This is a genomic window from Methylophilus sp., from assembly GCF_052437885.1.
Classification (GTDB): Bacteria; Pseudomonadota; Gammaproteobacteria; order Burkholderiales; family Methylophilaceae; genus Methylophilus.
Window position 1 is genome coordinate 16,012 of sequence record NZ_JBQVPB010000015.1, and the last position, 18,816, is coordinate 34,827.

Consider the following 18,816-nt stretch of genomic DNA (forward strand, 5'->3'; position numbering starts at 1 on the left):
CTTTAGCCTGTTAGCGGGCTGCCGGCAGCGACTAAGCCAATTTGTAACTTAAGTTAGTTTGTTTTTTAGCAGCTCGTTCACCTGGGCCGGGTTGGCCTTGCCTTTGGAAGCCTTCATACACTGACCCACCAGCGCATTAAACGCTTTCTCTTTGCCAGCTTTGTATTCCTCGACCATGGCCTGGTTGGCGGCCAGTACTTCATCGATAATCGCTTCTATCGCACCGCTGTCGGATACCTGCTTGAGGCCTTTGGCTGCGATGATCGCATCGACCTCACCCTCACCCGCCCACAAGCCTTCAAACACCTGTTTGGCAGCGTTGTTAGAGATAGTGTTATCGGCGATACGCTGCAACAGAGCCGCCAGTTGCGCTGCAGACACCGGGCTCTGCTCTATGGTTTTTTCATCGGCATTCAGCTTGGCTGACAATGCGCCCATCACCCAGTTGGCAGCCTGTTTGGCGTCGCCACCGGCCTGGACCACGGCCACAAAGTAATCGGCCACTGCCCGTGCGCTGGTCAGGTTGCTGGCGTCGTAGCTGGAGAGTTGGTACTCACTGGTAAAACGCGCCTGCAAGGCTTGCGGCAACTCCGGCATCTGCGCACGAACTCTGGCCTTGTCCGCCTCGGTCACTTCCAGCGGCAGCAGGTCAGGGTCGGGGAAATAGCGGTAATCGTTGGCTTCTTCCTTGGAGCGCATGGCGCGGGTCTCGCCGGTATCCGGGTTAAACAGGATAGTCGCCTGCTGGATAGTGCCGCCATCTTCCAGGGTCTCAATCTGCCAGCGGGTCTCGTACTCTATCGCCTGCAACATGAACTTGAAAGAATTGAGGTTTTTGATCTCGCGGCGGGTGCCTAATTTCTCAGTGCCTTTAGGGCGTACCGAGACGTTGACATCGCAACGGAAAGAACCTTCCTGCATATTGCCATCGCAGATGCCTATCCATTGCACCAGCTCATGCAGTTTTTTGGCATAAGCGACCGCTTCTGCCGCACTGCGCATATCCGGCTCAGTCACGATCTCCAGCAATGGCGTACCGGCACGGTTCAAATCGATGCCAGACATGCCTTGCACCGCATCATGCACGGATTTACCGGCATCTTCTTCCAGATGGGCGCGGGTGATGTTGATGACTTTTTCGTAAGCCTCGCTGTTTTTGCCTGCGGGCACCTGTATGGTGACCTTGCCTTTGCCTACTACCGGCAATTCAAACTGGCTGATCTGGTAGCCTTTGGGCAGGTCAGGGTAAAAGTAATTCTTGCGCGCGAAGATGCTGCGCGGGGCGATCTCGGCATCTATCGCCAGGCCGAATTTGATCGCGCATTCCACCGCCTGTTTATTCAGCACCGGCAACACGCCAGGCAAAGCGATGCTTACCTCGCAGGCCTGTGTGTTTGGCGCTGCGCCATAGGTGGTTGAAGCGCCACTGAACTGTTTGGAGTTTGTCTGTAACTGTACATGGGTTTCCAACCCGATCACGACTTCCCACTGCATTTAGATGTTCTCCAATGCGGCTGGCATTTGTGTATGCCAGTCTGTCACTTGTTGATAGGCATGGCCGACATCCAGCATGCGCGCCTCATCAAAATAATTACCTATGATCTGCAGACCCACCGGCAACGGTTTGCCGTCAGCACTCGGGGTAAAGCCTGCCGGCACACTCATGCCTGGCAAACCGGCCAGGTTGACGGCAATGGTATACAGGTCTTCCAGGTACATGGCGACCGGGTCACTGGTCTTCTCCCCGGCCTTAAAGGCTGTCGAAGGGGCAGCCGGGCCCATGATCACATCACACTGCTTGAATGCTTCAACGAAATCCTGCGCGATCAGGCGGCGTATCTGTTGCGCTTTCAGGTAATAGGCATCGTAATAACCGGCGCTCAGCACATAGGTGCCGATCAGGATACGGCGTTTGACCTCGGCGCCGAAACCTTCAGCGCGTGATTTCATATACATTTCCTGCAGGTCATTGTATTCGGCAGCGCGATGACCGTAGCGCACACCATCGTAGCGCGACAGGTTACTCGAGGCTTCGGCCGGAGCCAGCACATAGTAGACCGGGATAGACAGGTTGTTATTCGGCAGGCTGATATCAACAATGACCGCGCCCAGTTTTTTGTATTCGGCGATCGCGGTTTCAATCACCCTGGCGACTTCGGCACTCAGGCCTTCGGCAAAGTATTCTTTAGGCAGGCCTATGCGCAGCCCTTTGAGCGGCTGCTCGCCTGTCATGGCGGCCAGGCCACGGGTGTAATCTTCTTTCTCGCGGTTGACGCTGGTGGAGTCGCGCTCGTCGAAACCGGCCATCACGTTGAGCATCAGCGCACAGTCTTCTGCAGACTTGGCCATAGGGCCGGCCTGGTCCAGAGACGAGGCGAACGCGATCATGCCGTAGCGTGAGACCAGTCCATAAGTCGGTTTCAGGCCGGTAAAGCCACACAGTGAAGCCGGCTGGCGTATGGAACCGCCGGTATCGGTGCCGGTGGCTGCCGCACATAAGCGCGCTGCCACTGCCGCTGCCGAACCACCCGAGCTGCCGCCTGGCACGCGGTCGAAATCCCACGGGTTTTTCACGCCGCCAAAATAGCTGGTCTCGTTGGAAGAACCCATGGCGAATTCGTCCATATTGGTCTTGCCCAGGTTGACCGCACCGGCCGCATCGAACTGGCTGATGACATGTGCGTCATACGGCGCAATGAATTTTTCCAGCATTTTCGAGCTGCAAGTGGTGCGCCAGCCCTTGGCGCAAAAAATGTCTTTCTGCGCCAGCGGGATACCGGTCAGCGGCCCAAAGTCACCGGCGGCGATGCGCGCATCAGCGGCTTTGGCCTGGGCCAGGGTTTTTTCTTCATCCAGGGTGATAAAGGCATTGATGGCTGGGTTGAGCTGCGTCACGCGCTGCAGATAGGCTTGCGTGAGCTCGACACTGGAAACTTGCTTGCGGGCCAATTGTTGACCCAGCTGTTTGAGGCTACTGTTAATCATCATTAAAACCGTATGAGAGGGAGCGACTGGTTATTCGATCAGTGCTGACCGATGTTTTACTCAATGACCTTGGGCACAAGATATAAACCATCTTGCGTGGCCGGGGCGATAGACTGGAATAACTCACGCTGATTGGTTTGCGTGACCACGTCATCGCGCAGGCGCTGCGTCACATCCTGCGAGTGCGACATGGGGGCGATGCCGCTGGTATCCACCGCCTGCATTTGCTCGATCAGACCTAAAATGCCGGAAAGTTTGTTTAAAGTTTCTTGCGCTTCACTGTCACTGACTTCGATGCGAGCCAGATGAGCTATACGTTTGATGTCTTCAAGATTGAGTGCCATAGAGGTTAAGTCTTCAAGAATTCGAAATCACATCTTAATTTCATGTGCGTTTTGCGCTATTATACCTTGATTTTAAGCCACACTCGGCTGACAGTTCAAAAGTCGGAATTTTACAGGATAAAACATGTTCGGTGCACTCAACAGCTACTTCTCCAATGATCTCGCCATTGACCTTGGCACAGCCAACACGCTGATTTATGTGCGCGGCAAGGGTGTCGTGCTGGACGAACCGTCTGTAGTGGCGATTCGAACCGAAGGCGGACCAAACGGAAAAAAGGTGTTGCTGGCGGTAGGTTCTGATGCGAAAAGCATGCTGGGCCGTGCGCCAGCGAATATCCAGGCGATACGCCCGATGAAGGACGGCGTGATCGCCGACTTCACCATCACCGAGCAGATGCTCAAGTTTTTTATCCGTAAAGTTCACGAATCCCGCTGGTTCTCCCCTAGCCCACGCATCATCATCTGTGTGCCGGTAGGCTCTACCCAGGTTGAGCGCCGCGCCATCAAGGAATCAGCCGAGCGCGCCGGTGCCAAGCAGGTGTTTCTGATTGAAGAGCCTATGGCAGCGGCCATAGGCGCCGACATGCCAGTCGCAGAAGCCACCGGCTCTATGGTGGTGGATATCGGTGGTGGTACTACCGAAGTAGGCGTGATCTCGCTGGGCGGTATCGTTTATGCCAAATCCGAACGCGTAGGTGGCGACAAGTTCGACCAGGCCATCATAGACTACATACGCCGCAACTACGGCATGCAGATCTCCGAGCCGACAGCGGAAGCGATCAAGAAAAGAATAGGTTCCGCTTTCCCGGGTTCTGAAGTGCTGGAGATGGAAGTCACCGGCCGCAACCTGGCCGAAGGCCTGCCACGTAAATTCACGATTTCCAGCAACGAGATCCTGGAAGCACTGACTGAACCACTGAATTCCATCGTCGGTGCAGTAAAGTCTGCACTGGAACAGACCCCGCCGGAACTGGGTGCCGATATTGCTGAAAAAGGCATGGTATTGACCGGCGGCGGCGCATTGCTGCGCGACCTCGACCGCCTGCTGGTCGAAGAGACCGGCTTGCCTGTGATTGTGGCTGAAGACCCGCTCACTTGCGTGGCCCGTGGTTGTGGCCGCGCGCTGGAAGAAATGGACAAATTGGGCAATGTGTTTGCCAGTGAATAAGAAAAGGTCCGGCTGGCGCTACCCTCATTATGCTCAAAGGCATACACCAACAGCTTGATCCGCACGAATCCCCGGCCTTTTTTATCCAGGGGCCGCGGCCTTTTTCACGCCTGATGTTTTTTTGCGCCCTGTCGCTGGTCATGATGGCCATAGATGCGCGCTTCGAGTACCTGAGCCAGGTGCGCCAATGGTTCAGCGCCGCGCTGCACCCGCTGGAGATCGTCGCCAGCGCCCCGAATGAGTGGGGGCGCAATATCAACACCTACTTCACCTCGCATAACCAGCTGATCCAGGAAAACTTCAAGCTGAAACAGCAAGGCCTGATCGACAGTGCCGCGCTGCAACGGCTGGCCACGGTGGATGCCGAGAATGTGCATCTGCGCACCCTGCTGGCCGGTGATGCGCCTATCATCCCCAAAGCCACCCTGGGTGAAGTCATGCATATGGGGCGCGACCCGTTCAGCAATATCATCACCCTTAACCGCGGCAGCCGCCACGACATCACGCCCGGGCAGGCGGTGGTCGATGAACAGGGCGTAGTCGGCCAGATCACCCGCGTTTACCCGTTCACCAGTGAAGTCACGCTGATCACCGACAAAAAGTTGTCTATCCCTATCCAGATCGAACGCAACCAGTTGCGCGCGATCGCCTTTGGCGAGGGCAAACGCAACACGCTGGACATCCCCTACCTGCCGACCAGCGTCGATATCAAGGTCGGCGATAAACTGGTGACTTCAGGCATAGACGGCGTCTACCCTGCCGGTCTGGCGGTCGCCATCGTGACGCAGATCAAGCAAAGCCAGGATTCGCCATTTGCCAAGATCGTCAGCCGCCCTATCGCCGGGGTCAACAACCATAAACACGTATTGATCTTGAAGATCCCGGAATCGCCGGCCATCAACCCGGTGACTGACAACAAGCCGGTATTGCCGCGCAATAACGCCCAGCACCTGGATCAATCAGTGGTCGATGTGCTGCAAAAAAACAATGCCGCTGTGGACCCGCATCCCGTGACTGAGATCCCCAGCCTGGAAACCTCAGACAGCGAAGCAGCAGCCACGCCACTGGCAGCACCGCCAGCAGGCACCTCACCGGCCGGCACGCCTGGCAACCCGACCACGACCACACCGGAGCGTCCATGAAGCCGGTTAAATTCAGTACTTTCTTTTTTACGCTGCTGGTCGGGCTGGTGTTCCAGCTCTATCCGTGGTCTAACTCCGGCGTCATTATCCGTCCTGATTTCCTGCTGGTGATCGCGCTTTACTGGCTGTTGCAGGCGCCTTACCACTGCAATATCGGCTGGGTCTGGTTTGCCGGGCTACTGGTAGACCTGGCCACCGGCAGCCTGCTGGGGCAGCACGCGCTGACGTTTTCGATCACCGCTTTTCTCGGCCTGATCTACCAGCGCCGCCTGGTGCTGTTCAATCGCTGGCAGCTCTATCTTTACCTGATCTTCCTGTTTGGCATGCAACGCCTGCTGATCATGTTGCTCAAGCTGTTTGCCGGCGGCGAATTGCCGGACTGGACGTATGGCCTGCCTATCATCTCCGACCTTATCCTTTGGCAAATCATGATCATGTGGTTTGGCGAACTGTCGCGCCCGAAAAAGCTGTAAGCGCATGGGGTACAGCACCGAACTCAAGAACCATCAGAACGAACAGCACAAGTTCAGGGTACGCCTGGTTTTTCTGGTATTAGTGGTGATCGCCGCGTTTTCGGCGCTGGCCGGGCGTTTCTATTTCTTGCAGATCTACCGCTACGACTACTACCAGACGCTGGCTGAGAACAACCGCATCTCTATCGTGCCCATCACGCCCAACCGCGGACTGATCTCTGACCGCAACGGCATCATCCTGGCGCATAACTTTTTTGTCTACACGCTGGAGATCACGCCGTCTAAAACCGATGACCTGCAGGATACGATAGAAGAACTGGGTCAGCTGGTCGAGATCTCACCCACCGATTTAAAGCGCTTTAAAAAGCTGCGCGGGCAAAGCCACACTTTTGAGAGCATCCCTATCCGCACCCATCTCAATGAGTACGAAGCAGCCAAGTTCGCGGTCAACCGCTTCCGCTTTCCCGGTGTAGAACTGAAGTCACGCCTGTTCCGCCACTATCCTTATGGCACGCTGGGTACGCATGCCATCGGCTATATCAGCCGCATCAACGAGAACGACCTCAGGCAACTGAAAGAGAATAACCAGCTGTCGAACTACAAAGGCACCGAGCACATCGGTAAAGCCGGGGTAGAACAGGCTTATGAAGAGCAGCTGCATGGCATCACCGGTTTCCAGCAGGTGGAGATCGATGCCGATGGCCGTGCCGTGCGTGTGCTTTCCAGTGCGTCACCGACCTCGGGCAATAACATCGTGCTGTCTATGGACGCCAAGCTGCAGGAGATCGCCGAACACGAATTCGCCGGCAGACGCGGTGCCCTGGTCGCCATCCAGCCTAAAACCGGCGAGGTGCTGGCCATGGCCAGCATGCCTTCATTTGACGCCAACCTGTTTGTCGATGGCATTGATTACGATAACTGGAACCTGCTGAATAATTCGCTGGATAAACCACTGATCAACCGCAGCCTGAAAGGCATTTACCCGCCAGGCTCTACTTTCAAACCGTTCGTCGCCCTGGCCGGCCTGGAGTCAGGCAAACGCCAGCCGCCTTTTGCCATCAGCGACCCCGGCTATTTCATGCTGCCTAACAGCCGTCACCGCTACCGTGACTGGAAGCCTTCCGGCCACGGCGCGGTAGATATGCGCAGAGCGATCACCGTGTCTTGCGACACCTTTTTTTATGGCCTGGCGATGGAGCTGGGCATAGACAGGCTGACCGATTTTGTCCGGCATTTTGGCTTTGGCGAAAAAACCCATATCGATATCCAGGGCGAATTATCCGGCTTGCTGCCTACCCCGGCCTGGAAGAAAAAGCGTTTTAAACAACCCTGGTATATGGGCGAGACCGTGATCGTCGGTATCGGCCAGGGCTATACCCTGGTCACCCCCATGCAGCTCGCGCGCGCGACTGCCATGCTGGCAAACAGCGGCAAATCCATACGGCCGCACCTGGTGAATGCCATCGTCAACTCCAAGACCAACCAGGTCAGCCTGTTGCCACACGAGATCGCCGACCAGTTGAATTTAAGCGCCAACAACCTGGAGATCGTCAAACAGGGCATGATGGATGTGACACAGCCTGGCGGTACTGCAGCGGCGATAGGTGCCAATGCCGGCTACCTGATCGCGGCCAAAACGGGTACCGCGCAAGTGGTGGGCATCAAGCAGAACGAGAAATACAACGAAAAGCTGATTAACGAGCGCCACCGCGACCATGCCTGGTTTATTGCATATGCCCCCGCTGACGACCCCAAGATCGCCGTGGCGGTGATCGTTGAAAACGGCAGCCATGGCGGCTCGACCGCCGGCCCGATCGCGCGCAAGGTGATGGATTATTATTTGCTGGGCAAAGTGCCGGTAGACCCGGCTGCGGCCGCGGCGCCTGAAGCCACGGTGCCGAATGCGCCAGAAGTAGAAGAGGAGCCACATGATTAGACAATTGATCGTACGCTTTATACGGCACATAGATTCTATCCTGCTGGCCACCGTGCTCATGGTGCTGGTGGTGGCGCTGATGGTGTTGTACAGCGCCGCTGGCCAGTCGCTGACCAAGGTGAATGCACAGATCATCAACATCATCATCATGATGGCAGTGATGCTGCTGGTGGCGAACACCCAGCCGCTATTGATAGAACGTATCGCGTTTCCGGTGTATATCTTCGGCCTGACCCTGTTGCTGGCGGTGGCGCTGATAGGTGATATCAGCCACGGCGCACGGCGCTGGCTGAACCTGGGCGTGACCAAGATACAGCCTTCGGAGCTGATGAAACTGGCAGTGCCCATCATGCTGTCATGGTATTTCTCCAAACGCGAAACCATGTTGCGCACCGCTGATTATCTGGTGGCCGGTGTGATCTTGCTGGTGCCGGTATTACTGATCGCCAAACAGCCTGACCTGGGCACCGCCACCCTGGTGTTTGCCTCCGGCTTTTTCGTCATCTTTCTGGCCGGGCTGAGCTGGAAATTCATTTTTGGCAGCGCGATCGCGTTCGGCGCGGCACTACCTATCCTGTGGTCCATGCTGCATGACTACCAGCGACGCCGGGTCGAGATCCTGATAGACCCCAGCCAGGACCCGCTGGGCGCCGGTTACCATATCATACAGGCCACCATCGCGATCGGCTCCGGCGGCATGACCGGCAAAGGCTGGCTGAACGGCACCCAGTCACAACTGGACTTTGTGCCTGAACGCACCACAGACTTTATTTTTGCCGTATTTGCCGAAGAGTTCGGCCTGGTCGGCTGCTGCCTGTTATTGCTGCTGTTCATTATTATCATAGGCCGCGCTTTTATCATTGCCTCGCAAGCCAAAAATACTTTTTCGCGCCTGCTGGCGGGTAGCATCGCTGCCACCTTCTTCACTTATTGTTTTGTGAATATGGGCATGGTCAGCGGTATTTTGCCGGTGGTCGGCATTCCGCTGCCATTGGTCAGCTACGGCGGCACCTCGCTGCTGACACTGGGCCTGAGCCTGGGTCTGTTAATGAGCGTGCAATCGCATAAACGCCTGGTGGCTACAGATTAGTAGCGACCAATCAGTGGCGACTGATTAGTGCTGTCATTTGTGAGGATAGAATGTCTTTCAATTTAAACCTGCCGGTAATTCTGCTACTGACCAGCCTGCTGGCCGCCTGTAGCAGCAGTATGCCGCCACGCCAGACCTCGCCTGCACAACCACCTGCCAGCAAATCCACGCCAGATCAGCGGCCAAGCGCCAAACCGCAGGCATCTGCGCCTTCGGCACCGACCATCATGGGGCCGCGCGTCATCAATATAGACCCCAAACCTGAGTTCGAAGGCAATGCCACCGATGGCATAGACCCGAATATCCCGCTGGAAACCACAGTCACGCCCAGGCTGGACCCTATCGTCAAGTCCACCACCAAACCTTATATCGTCAATGGCGAGACGATCTCGCCCATGACTGCCATCAGCGCACCGTTCAGCCAGACCGGCCATGCTTCGTGGTATGGCAAAAAATTCCATGGCCGCAAGACCGCCAGCGGCGAAGTCTATGATATGTTCAAGCTTTCTGCCGCGCACAAGACCCTACCTCTGCCCAGCTATGCGCGCGTGACCAACCTCAGCAACGGTAAATCGTTGATCGTCAGGGTGAATGACCGCGGTCCGTTCGGGCGTCCGCGCATCATTGATTTATCGTACGCGGCGGCCAAACAGCTGGATATCATACGCCACGGCTCCAGCCAGGTTGAGATCTCGCTGATAGACACCACACAATCTGCACCGGCAGCGCCGCCGGCCGCCAGTGAGACCGTGCAAGTAACGAGGGAGATCGTCCAGTCTGTGTCCGCAGGCGTGCCTGCCTCTACCAGCGCAGCTTCACCTGCAAGCACGCCGACGCCTGCAAGCACTTCCGCCGCAGCAAACACTAGCGCCAGCGGGCTGGAAGCCAATGGCATTTATATACAAGTAGGGGCTTTTGGCCAGGAAGAAAATGCCGACCGCTTGCAGAAACGCATCTCCAACAGCATGCCCGAGACACAAACCCTGCTCAACAAAGTGTATAATGGCAAGTTGTTCCAGGTCGTACTGGGGCCGTATCCAGATCACGCTTTGGCCGCACAGGCTGCCAGCCAGATGCGTGACCAACTGCAGTTACCTGCACTGATCTTATCCCGGTAATTGTTTATCCAGGTAATTGTTTTTTTCGCGCCAGGTTTTCCTGCGTGAAATTTGTTTCCCGTTTAGGGTTTTTTCTCATTGACTGTTTTTCTCGTTAAGTGACTAACCATGTGGCGCTCTTGCATTGCACTTCTACTTTCTTTACCTATCATCACGCTGGCGGCTGAAACCGTCACCCTGAATGTCCCTTCACCGACGCTGGCTGCTAAAGCATTTGTCCTGCGTGACGCCAATACCGGCGGGTTACTGGCTGCCAGTAACCCGGATATGCCGGTGGAGCCGGCCTCACTGACCAAGGTGATGACTGCTTACCTGGCGTTTGAAGCGGTCAAGCAAAAGCGTCTTTCATTGACGCAGACCTTGCCGGTCAGCCATAAAGCCTGGAAGGTCGAAGGCTCTAAAATGTTTATCGACACCACCATGACGGTCACGGTAGACGAGCTGTTGCATGGCCTGATCATACAGTCCGGCAATGATGCCGCCATCACGCTGGCAGAAGGCATTGCCGGCAGCGAAGAGCTGTTCGCCACGCTGATGAACAAGAAAGCGGTGGCGCTGGGCATGAAGAACAGCCATTTTATCAACTCGACCGGCTTGCCTGACCCTACCCACACGACCACGGCGCGTGACCTGTCTATCCTGGCCAACGCCCTGATCCGTGATTATCCGCAAGACTATGCGCGCCTGTATTCGCAAAAGTCTTATACCTATAACAAGATCACCCAGCCTAACCGTAACCGCCTGCTGTTTCTGGACCCTAGCGTGGATGGCATGAAAACCGGCCATACCGAATCTGCCGGCTACTGCCTGATCTCGTCTGCCAAGCGTAACGATTTCCGTTTGATCTCTGTGGTATTGGGCACGACTTCAGACAACGTGCGCGCGGCCGAAAGCCAGAAACTGCTGAACTTCGGTTTCCAGTTCTTTGAATCAAAACTGATTTATCCGGCCGCTAAAGCCATCACCCGCCAGAAAGTCTGGAAAGGCACAGAGAGCGAAGTCGATCTGACCGTGGCCAAGCCTGTCTACCTGACCCTGCCACAAGGTGAATATGCCAATATGAAAGCCAATGTTCGCATTGCCAAGCCACTGGAAGCGCCGTTGAAAGCAAACCAGGCAGTCGGCAAGATCGAATTCACCCTGAATAACCAGGTGGTACACAGCGTGCCACTGGTGACCATACAGGCCGTCGAAGCCAGCAATATTTTTTCACGCATGATAGACCAAGTGCGTTTGTACTTGCAGTAACAGCGTATGCAACAGGTGAGCCTATGAGTGAGCAAGATCAGAATACGCCAGAACAGACCCCTGGCACAGAGGAAACCCTGATTGAGTTTCCTACCGACTTTCCTATCAAGGTGATGGGCGAAACACATGCTGACTTTATCGCTGAAATCACGCGTGTGATACAAGCGCATTTGCCCGAGTTTGGCGACCACCTGATCGAATTCCGTGGCAGCAGCACTGGCAAATACCAGAGCCTGACCTGCCTGGTCTACGTCACTTCCAAACCGCAACTGGACGATATCTATCGCAGCCTGACCTCGCACCCTATGGTCAAGGTCGTGCTGTAGTCCTCCCTGCACATCCCATGCCTGCCCTGGAAATTCGCCAGCTGGGCCTGACTGATTATGCAGTCACCCTGGCCGAGATGCAGGCCTATACCGCACAGCGCGATGCCGGTTCTGCCGACCAGCTGTGGGTGACCGAACACCCGCCGGTATATACCCTGGGCCTCAACCGCCGCGGAGTGCGCCTGCCGGATAACGACATTCCGCTGGTGAATGTAGACCGTGGCGGCAAGATCACTTACCACGGCCCCGGCCAGCTGATCATCTATTGTTTGATAGATCTGGCACGACATCACTTGAATGTACGGCAACTCGTCACCATCTTGGAAAACAGCCTGATAGAATGCCTGGCAGGCCAGGGCGTGGCTGCTGAAGCACGCGCTGATGCGCCTGGGGTCTATGTGGCCGGTAAAAAAATCGCCTCATTAGGATTACGCCTTAAAAATCAGTGCTGTTATCATGGCTTAAGTTTAAATATAAACATGGACCTGCAGCCATTTGCCGACATAGACCCGTGTGGCTATGCCGGAATGCAGATGACGCAAACCACAGCATTGAATATTCCGTTAACCATGGCTGACATAGCCGCTGAGTTAACCCAGAGACTGAAAGAGAAACTGGCGTATGTCAGATAAATGCCAAACTGAACGCCCGGCTAAAAAGGTCGCTGGCGTCAAAGAGATAGACGCCGCGAAAACCTCGCGCATCCCGATCAAGATCGTGCCCATGCCGGTGTTGCGCAAGCCGGAATGGATACGCATGAAAGTGCCGGATTCGGCCCGCTTTCAGGAGATCAAGCAGGTGTTGCGCGACAATAACCTGCATACCGTGTGTGAAGAAGCCAGCTGCCCCAATATAGGCGAATGCTTTAGTGGCGGCACTGCGACCTTTATGATACTGGGCGATATCTGCACCCGCCGCTGTCCGTTCTGCGATGTGGCGCACGGCAAACCGCTACCGCCAGACGCCAATGAGCCGGAAAACCTGGCACGCACCATTGCGCAGATGAAATTGCGCTATGTGGTCGTCACCTCGGTAGACCGCGATGACCTGCCTGATGGCGGTGCCCAGCATTTTGTCGATTGCATACGCGCTATCCGCGCCCAATCACCCGCTATCAAAATCGAGATCCTGGTGCCGGATTTCCGTGGTCGCCTGGATATCTCGCTCAAGATACTGCGTGAAGCACCACCCGATGTCATGAATCACAACCTGGAAACCGTACCGCGCTTGTATAAACAGGCGCGCCCCGGCTCTGACTACCAGCACTCCCTCAACCTGCTCAAGCAATTCAGCGAGATGTACCCGCATGTGCCTGCCAAATCAGGCCTCATGCTGGGTCTGGGTGAAACCGACGAAGAGATCATAGAAGTGATGCGTGACCTGCGTGCGCACAATGTCAGCATGCTGACGCTGGGGCAATATCTGCAACCCAGTGTGCATCACCTGCCTGTGCTACGCTATGTCACGCCGGATACGTTTGCCTGGTTTAAACAACAGGCTGACGCCATGGGCTTTGATAACGCCGCCAGCGGCCCCATGGTACGCAGCAGCTACCATGCTGACCAGCAGGCGCACGGCGTCATCGCGCAACAAGCATAATGAAAAGCAGCGCTGGACTTATCGCCTGAAAACCCCAGCCCAAGATTTGCATAGGAGCAATATATGGTTCCACATTTAACCACCGCCCTGAGCGGCCCCTTGGTCAGCCTGGAAAAGCGCATGCTGGAAGCCATGCCAGACATAGAGCACTGGTTCCGAGGCCAGTGGCAGGAAGTCGCCGCGCCATTTTATGCCAGTGTAGACTTACGCAATGCCGGCTTTAAACTGGCACCTGTGGATACCAATCTGTTTCCCGGCGGTTTTAATAACCTCAATCCTGAGTTCCTTAGTCTTGCGGTGCAGGCAGCCCAGGTGGCGGTGGAAAAGATCTGTCCTGACGCGCGCCGTTTATTGCTGATCCCGGAAAACCATACCCGTAACACCTACTACCTGCGCAATGTGGTCGAACTTTGCCATATCCTGAAAGCAGCTGGCATGGAGGTACGCGTAGGCAGCCTCTCGCCCGAGATCACCGAAGTCGCCAGGCTGGAGACCCACGATGGCCTGCCACTGATCCTGGAACCGCTGGTGCGTGAGAAGAACCGCCTCAAACTGCAGGCGGTCACTTTTGAAGGTGTGGATTACCCGGCTTTTGACAGCTGTGCCATCCTGCTCAATAACGATTTATCTGGCGGTGTGCCCGAGCTGCTGCAGAACCTGGAGCAGAACCTGATCCCGCCGCTGCACGCAGGCTGGTTCGTACGCCGCAAATCGCAACACTTTGCCGCTTATGACAAAGTGGTGGCCAGTTTTGCCAAGCTACTGGATATAGACCCCTGGTTGCTCAACCCGTATTTTGATACGGCCAGCGGCATTGATTTCCATGCCCGCGTCGGTGAAGACCAGCTGGCTGACAAAGTCGATGCCATGCTGAAAAAAATCGCGGCCAAGTACGCCGAATACGGCATAGAGCACGCGCCTTTCGTCATCGTTAAAGCCGATGCAGGCACCTACGGCATGGGTATCATGAGCGTGAAATCGGCCGACGAAGTGCGCGACCTCAACCGCAAGACACGCAACAAAATGTCGGTGATCAAAGAAGGTGTAGAAGTCTCCGAAGTGATGATACAGGAAGGCGTCTACACCTTTGAGAACATCAATGACGCGGTGGCCGAGCCGGTGGTGTATATGATGGATCACTTTGTGATCGGCGGTTTTTACCGCGTGCACACCAGCCGCGGAGTGGATGAGAACCTCAATGCACCCGGCATGCAGTTTGTGCCGCTGGCCTTTGAAAAGCCCTGTACCCTGCCCGACTGTGCTGGCGCGCCGGATGCGCCGCCTAACCGCTTCTACGCTTATGGTGTGGTGGCGCGCCTGGCATTGCTGGCGGCCGGCATGGAATTACAGGAAAATGACCCGCTGAACGCATAATCGACTCTAAGGCGCATGATGAAACTGCTGTTTATACTAGACCCGCTGCATACACTGACCGCCTATAAAGACACCAGCCTCGCCATCATGCGCGCCGCACAGGCACGCGGGCACCAGCTCTATGTGTGCGAGCAGCATGACTGGCACTTGCAGCGCGAACTCGCCCTGGTCGATGCGCAAACTTTTGAGTTCACAGACAAAGGCTGCACTTCCCAAGACTGGTTTAGCGGCGATAAAACCACGCATACGCCCACGGTTTTTGACGCCGTGCTCATGCGCAAAGACCCGCCGTTTGATAATGAATACCTGTACAGCACCTACCTGCTGGAACTGGCGCAGCAACAAGGTGCGACCATAGTCAACGACCCGGCGGCTATCAGGGGCTGGAACGAAAAACTGGCTGTCACCCGCTTTGCACAATTCACACCGCCGTTTATCGTCACCAGCCAGCGCGAAAAAATACTGGCTTTTCTGGCGCAACATGGCGACATCATCGTCAAACCACTGGATGGCATGGGCGGCAGCGGTATTTTCCGCCTGCGTAAAGATGACCCGAATATTTTTTCCATCCTGGAAACACTGACCCGCTTTGAAACCCAGACCATCATGGTGCAACGCTATATCCCGGAAATCACCCTGGGCGACAAACGTATCCTGATCATCAATGGCGAACCGCTGCCCTATGCACTCGCGCGCATCCCCAAAACCGGTGAAACGCGGGGCAACCTGGCTGCCGGCGGCAAAGGCGTCGCCCAACCGCTGAGTGCGCGTGACCGTCAAATTGCGCAAACAGTGGGCAAAACCCTCAAGCAACACGGCCTGTTTCTGGTGGGGCTGGATGTGATAGGCGATTATCTGACCGAAGTGAATGTCACCAGCCCGACCGGCATGGTAGAGATAGCCGCGCAATCGCGTGACTGGGCAGCACCGTGCGACCCGGCCGCGCTGATGGTAGAGGCGCTGGAAACATCGCTGAAAAAATAAAAAGTCATTCTGTTTTTTAACTGCCGCGCATAGCGCGGCTCCCGGCCTGACAGACTGCACGCCGGTGGCGCCAGACTTTTTACTGGCGCTTTTGTGCGCACCTGCACCGCACCCATACGCCAGATGGCACCTTAAGCGCAGCGTTAAAACACAAATTCCTGCAATCGACTAACGTTTTGTTTATCAAGTTTGCTAATATGGTTTAAACGGTTTAATTAAGCCGGTTATATCATGGTTGGCTGTGGCAGGAGTTTAGGGCATGCGTGTGCTAGTGCTGGGTTCTGGGGTGATAGGGGTAACAAGCGCTTATTATCTGGCGTTGAAAGGCTACGCTGTCACCGTCATAGACCGCCAGCCGGCAGTTGGGCTGGAAACCAGTTTTGCCAATGCCGGCCAGATCTCCCCTGGCTACGCTGCCCCCTGGGCTGGCCCTGGCGTACCTTACAAAGCACTGAAATGGCTGTTCCAGCGGCATGCGCCACTCAGGCTGCGACCTGATTTCAGCCACTGGCAAGCGCAATGGATGGCGCAATTTCTCAGCAACTGCTCCAGCGAACGCTACACCCTCAATAAATCCCGCATGGTGCGCCTGGCCGAATATAGCCGTGATTGCCTGCGCCAGTTGCGTGCGGATACAGCTATCCGCTATGAAGAGCGCACACTAGGCACCTTGCAGGTTTTCCGCACGCAAAAACAACTGGATGTAGAAGCCAAGGATATTGCGGTGCTCAGCCATATGGGCGTGCCTTTTCAGCATGTGGACCCGGATGGCTGCGCCCGCATTGAACCAGCTTTGAGTCAGGTCAAAGACCAGTTGCTGGGCGGCCTGTATTTGCCTGACGATGAGACCGGCGATTGCCAGCTGTTCACCGCACGCCTCGCGGCTCTGGCGCAAACCCTGGGCGTGCAATTCAGGCAGAGCGTGAGCATCACGCGCCTGCTCACGCAAAACGGCCAGCTGCAGGCGGTGGAGATCAATGGTGCGCAGGGGATAGAAACGCTGGCGGCAGACCATTATGTGGTCGCCCTTGGTAGTTATTCACGCGAACTGATGCAAGGCCTGGGCCTGAATCTGCCGGTCTACCCGGTAAAAGGTTATTCACTGACCGTGCCTGTGATCAACAGTGATGCCGCACCCGTTTCTACCGTGATGGATGAAACCTACAAAGTCGCCATCACGCGCTTTGACCAGCGCATACGGGTAGGCGGCATGGCTGAACTGGCAGGTTTTGACCTGACGCTCAACCCGCACCGCCGTGCGACCCTGGAAAAAGTGTTCACCGGGCTATTCCCGCAAGCGGGGGACCTGACACAGTCCAGTTTCTGGACCGGCTTGCGCCCGATGACGCCAGATGGCACCCCTATCATAGGGCAGGCTGATAGCCGCCTGCCAAATGTATGGCTGAACACCGGCCATGGCACACTGGGCTGGACCATGGCTTGCGGTTCAGGCCAGGTATTGGCTGATCTGGTCGCCGGCGAGAAACCGGCGATAGAAACCCAGGACTTGCAATATTCACGCTATCAAAAACGATAGCCCGGCTTTGCCCAGACGGGTCAGAACCGTGCATCAGGAGCGCTGAACCAGCGCATCCCCTGCCGCACGACAGCCAGTGCCTTACTGTTTTAATTTCTGGCAGGACGGCGGTAGCTGTGCAGGTTTCAGGCCTTCGCCGTTGGTGCAACTCCAGCTGATACGTCCCTGATTATCCAGCGATGGTATAAACACCAGGGCGCCGTGCCGGTTGCTGACAGTCAGCTCCATATTCGCCGGGTTCAGTTGCAGGGCACTACCATCAGCCTGGGATGGAGCGATCCCGGCGTCCTCCAGTGAAGTCGGTGTCTTCTGATTGACCAGGTAATATTCACTCAGGCTTTGCCGCGCGCCTTGCGACTGCAACACTGTCAGCTCCAGTTTGGCCTTTACCGTGTAATCATGATAGGCAGGAATAGCCACGGCCGCGATCAGGCCTGTCACATAAATCATCAGCAGCAGCGCAAAACCGCCACCCAGTCGTCCGGCGTACGGAATGAATACGGCGATCAGATAGGCAAAAACATTACGTCGGGGGACCTGGTCTTCAGGGTTCAATATGCGTGTCGCACGTTTGGTCAGCCATGGGTAGCCGGCGATCAGTTCGTGGAAAGACATCCAGAAACCGGCACCATGTTTTGCCTGCTGCAGATAGGCATTCAGATCCAGTTTCTGCCAGCGCTCAACCCCGGCCGACAGTACCACCAGTGCGCGCGCTGCACCTTCGGGAGAGTTACTGCATGCCAGGCCATGACGGTCACAAGTACTTTCACGCGCACGTGAATAGGCTGCCCCTAGCAGTGGCAACCATAACGCAGGCCAGCGTAGCAGATGCCCGAAATCCAGATGTTTCATGCGTAAATGGCCAAGTTCGTGGCCGATATAAAAGCGCACCCCATCCGTATGTTGCTCCATGGCATCAACGACATCAGACATCAGCACCACATATTGGGTACCGAGAAACTGGGTAGCGAATGCATTAAGCCCGCCATTGCCATTCAGTATGTATGCCTGCGGCCGTATGATGAGCTGTAGACGCGCACAACAATCATTGAATTGCGCATACAGATCAGGGAACTGGGTTTCAGAAAGCTCTACACCATTGCCTTTGATATGCGCGATCAAAGCTGACTGGGCAAATAAATAGGCAATGTATCCTAGCGCCAAGATGATTAATGCAACGCCGAAGGTGCCAACAATCAAGGCAATCCAGATCAGAATGCCTAGCACCAGAGTGATAGCGCCTAAGCTACGTTCGCGCGGGTAAACAAGTTCGTTCATTTCTTTTTCCTTTTTATATACGAATCACTTTTTAAATTTAAGCAGCGCTTTGACTCTTCCGTATGTCACGGATGCGCAAGCATGTTGCAACGATGGGCTGAGTTTTTGAGATATGTCCTTTTTAAGAGTTATTCAACGATCACTAACAATCCTGTGCTTTTGATGCATCCCTGTGTCAGGTCAAGCAAACAGAGATCGCATGGCATTTGCCCGC

The 18,816-nt window shown here is 55.6% G+C and carries 17 protein-coding genes; 13 read left to right on the top strand and 4 right to left on the bottom strand.

All coding sequences use genetic code 11. The annotated features are described in order from the left end of the window. Positions 1-48: 48 nt before the first annotated feature. From gatB to gatC, 3 genes are read right to left on the bottom strand one after another with little or no spacing between them, the layout of a single operon-like run. On the bottom strand, positions 49-1,494 hold the full coding sequence (gene gatB, locus ACT6RZ_RS13370) for an Asp-tRNA(Asn)/Glu-tRNA(Gln) amidotransferase subunit GatB (RefSeq protein WP_444702592.1): 1,446 nt from the start codon (positions 1,492-1,494) through the stop codon (positions 49-51). Further along, positions 1,495-2,985: an Asp-tRNA(Asn)/Glu-tRNA(Gln) amidotransferase subunit GatA gene (gatA, locus tag ACT6RZ_RS13375; RefSeq protein WP_444702593.1), complete on the bottom strand. Its 1,491-nt coding sequence runs from the start codon at positions 2,983-2,985 to the stop codon at positions 1,495-1,497. Positions 2,986-3,041: 56 nt separating this feature from the next. Continuing rightward, a complete protein-coding gene (gene gatC / locus ACT6RZ_RS13380; protein WP_444702594.1) occupies positions 3,042-3,329 on the bottom strand; it encodes an Asp-tRNA(Asn)/Glu-tRNA(Gln) amidotransferase subunit GatC in 288 nt (95 codons plus the stop codon). Positions 3,330-3,453: 124 nt separating this feature from the next. Here gatC and ACT6RZ_RS13385 point away from each other — a divergent pair, with 124 nt between their 5' ends. The 13 genes from ACT6RZ_RS13385 (at position 3,454) to ACT6RZ_RS13445 (ending at position 17,324) form a co-directional block, all read left to right on the top strand. Beyond that, positions 3,454-4,497 carry a rod shape-determining protein gene (locus tag ACT6RZ_RS13385; RefSeq protein ID WP_055830500.1) on the top strand — a complete coding sequence of 348 codons (1,044 nt, stop codon included), beginning with the start codon at positions 3,454-3,456 and terminating at the stop codon, positions 4,495-4,497. A 29-nt stretch (positions 4,498-4,526) separates the two neighbouring features. Next, positions 4,527-5,639 (top strand): rod shape-determining protein MreC, encoded by a 1,113-nt coding sequence (gene mreC, locus ACT6RZ_RS13390; protein ID WP_444702595.1) that lies wholly within the window; start codon positions 4,527-4,529, stop codon positions 5,637-5,639. Then, complete coding sequence (gene mreD / locus ACT6RZ_RS13395) at positions 5,636-6,112, top strand: rod shape-determining protein MreD (protein ID WP_379058545.1); 477 nt, start codon at positions 5,636-5,638, stop codon at positions 6,110-6,112. The genes mreC and mreD overlap by 4 nt, the downstream gene beginning before the upstream one ends. A gap of 4 nt (positions 6,113-6,116) precedes the next feature. Continuing rightward, a complete protein-coding gene (mrdA, locus tag ACT6RZ_RS13400; RefSeq protein ID WP_444702596.1) occupies positions 6,117-8,048 on the top strand; it encodes a penicillin-binding protein 2 in 1,932 nt (643 codons plus the stop codon). Next, the gene (gene rodA / locus ACT6RZ_RS13405; protein ID WP_444702597.1) at positions 8,041-9,138 is read left to right on the top strand and encodes a rod shape-determining protein RodA; all 1,098 of its coding nucleotides are present in this window, start codon (positions 8,041-8,043) and stop codon (positions 9,136-9,138) included. Before mrdA ends, rodA begins: the two co-directional genes overlap by 8 nt. Before the next feature lie 50 nt (positions 9,139-9,188). Continuing rightward, the gene (locus ACT6RZ_RS13410; RefSeq protein WP_444702598.1) at positions 9,189-10,256 is read left to right on the top strand and encodes a septal ring lytic transglycosylase RlpA family protein; all 1,068 of its coding nucleotides are present in this window, start codon (positions 9,189-9,191) and stop codon (positions 10,254-10,256) included. Between the two features lie 150 nt (positions 10,257-10,406). Next, the gene (locus ACT6RZ_RS13415; RefSeq protein ID WP_444702633.1) at positions 10,407-11,504 is read left to right on the top strand and encodes a D-alanyl-D-alanine carboxypeptidase family protein; all 1,098 of its coding nucleotides are present in this window, start codon (positions 10,407-10,409) and stop codon (positions 11,502-11,504) included. A 23-nt stretch (positions 11,505-11,527) separates the two neighbouring features. Next, complete coding sequence (locus ACT6RZ_RS13420; protein ID WP_444702599.1) at positions 11,528-11,830, top strand: HP0495 family protein; 303 nt, start codon at positions 11,528-11,530, stop codon at positions 11,828-11,830. A 17-nt stretch (positions 11,831-11,847) separates the two neighbouring features. Further along, on the top strand, positions 11,848-12,462 hold the full coding sequence (lipB, locus tag ACT6RZ_RS13425; protein ID WP_444702600.1) for a lipoyl(octanoyl) transferase LipB: 615 nt from the start codon (positions 11,848-11,850) through the stop codon (positions 12,460-12,462). After that, positions 12,452-13,429 (top strand): lipoyl synthase, encoded by a 978-nt coding sequence (lipA, locus tag ACT6RZ_RS13430; protein ID WP_444702601.1) that lies wholly within the window; start codon positions 12,452-12,454, stop codon positions 13,427-13,429. The genes lipB and lipA overlap by 11 nt, the downstream gene beginning before the upstream one ends. A 63-nt stretch (positions 13,430-13,492) precedes the next feature. After that, a complete protein-coding gene (gshA, locus tag ACT6RZ_RS13435) occupies positions 13,493-14,803 on the top strand; it encodes a glutamate--cysteine ligase (protein ID WP_444702602.1) in 1,311 nt (436 codons plus the stop codon). A gap of 18 nt (positions 14,804-14,821) precedes the next feature. Then, positions 14,822-15,787: a glutathione synthase gene (gene gshB, locus ACT6RZ_RS13440; RefSeq protein ID WP_444702603.1), complete on the top strand. Its 966-nt coding sequence runs from the start codon at positions 14,822-14,824 to the stop codon at positions 15,785-15,787. 259 nt (positions 15,788-16,046) lie between these two features. After that, positions 16,047-17,324, top strand: coding sequence for a D-amino acid dehydrogenase (locus ACT6RZ_RS13445; RefSeq protein ID WP_444702604.1), 1,278 nt, complete (start codon positions 16,047-16,049; stop codon positions 17,322-17,324). An 81-nt stretch (positions 17,325-17,405) separates the two neighbouring features. Here the strand turns inward: ACT6RZ_RS13445 and ACT6RZ_RS13450 are convergent, their stop codons facing one another. Continuing rightward, positions 17,406-18,602, bottom strand: a complete 1,197-nt coding sequence (locus ACT6RZ_RS13450) for a M48 family metalloprotease (protein WP_444702605.1) — start codon at positions 18,600-18,602, stop codon at positions 17,406-17,408. Positions 18,603-18,816 lie beyond the last annotated feature (214 nt).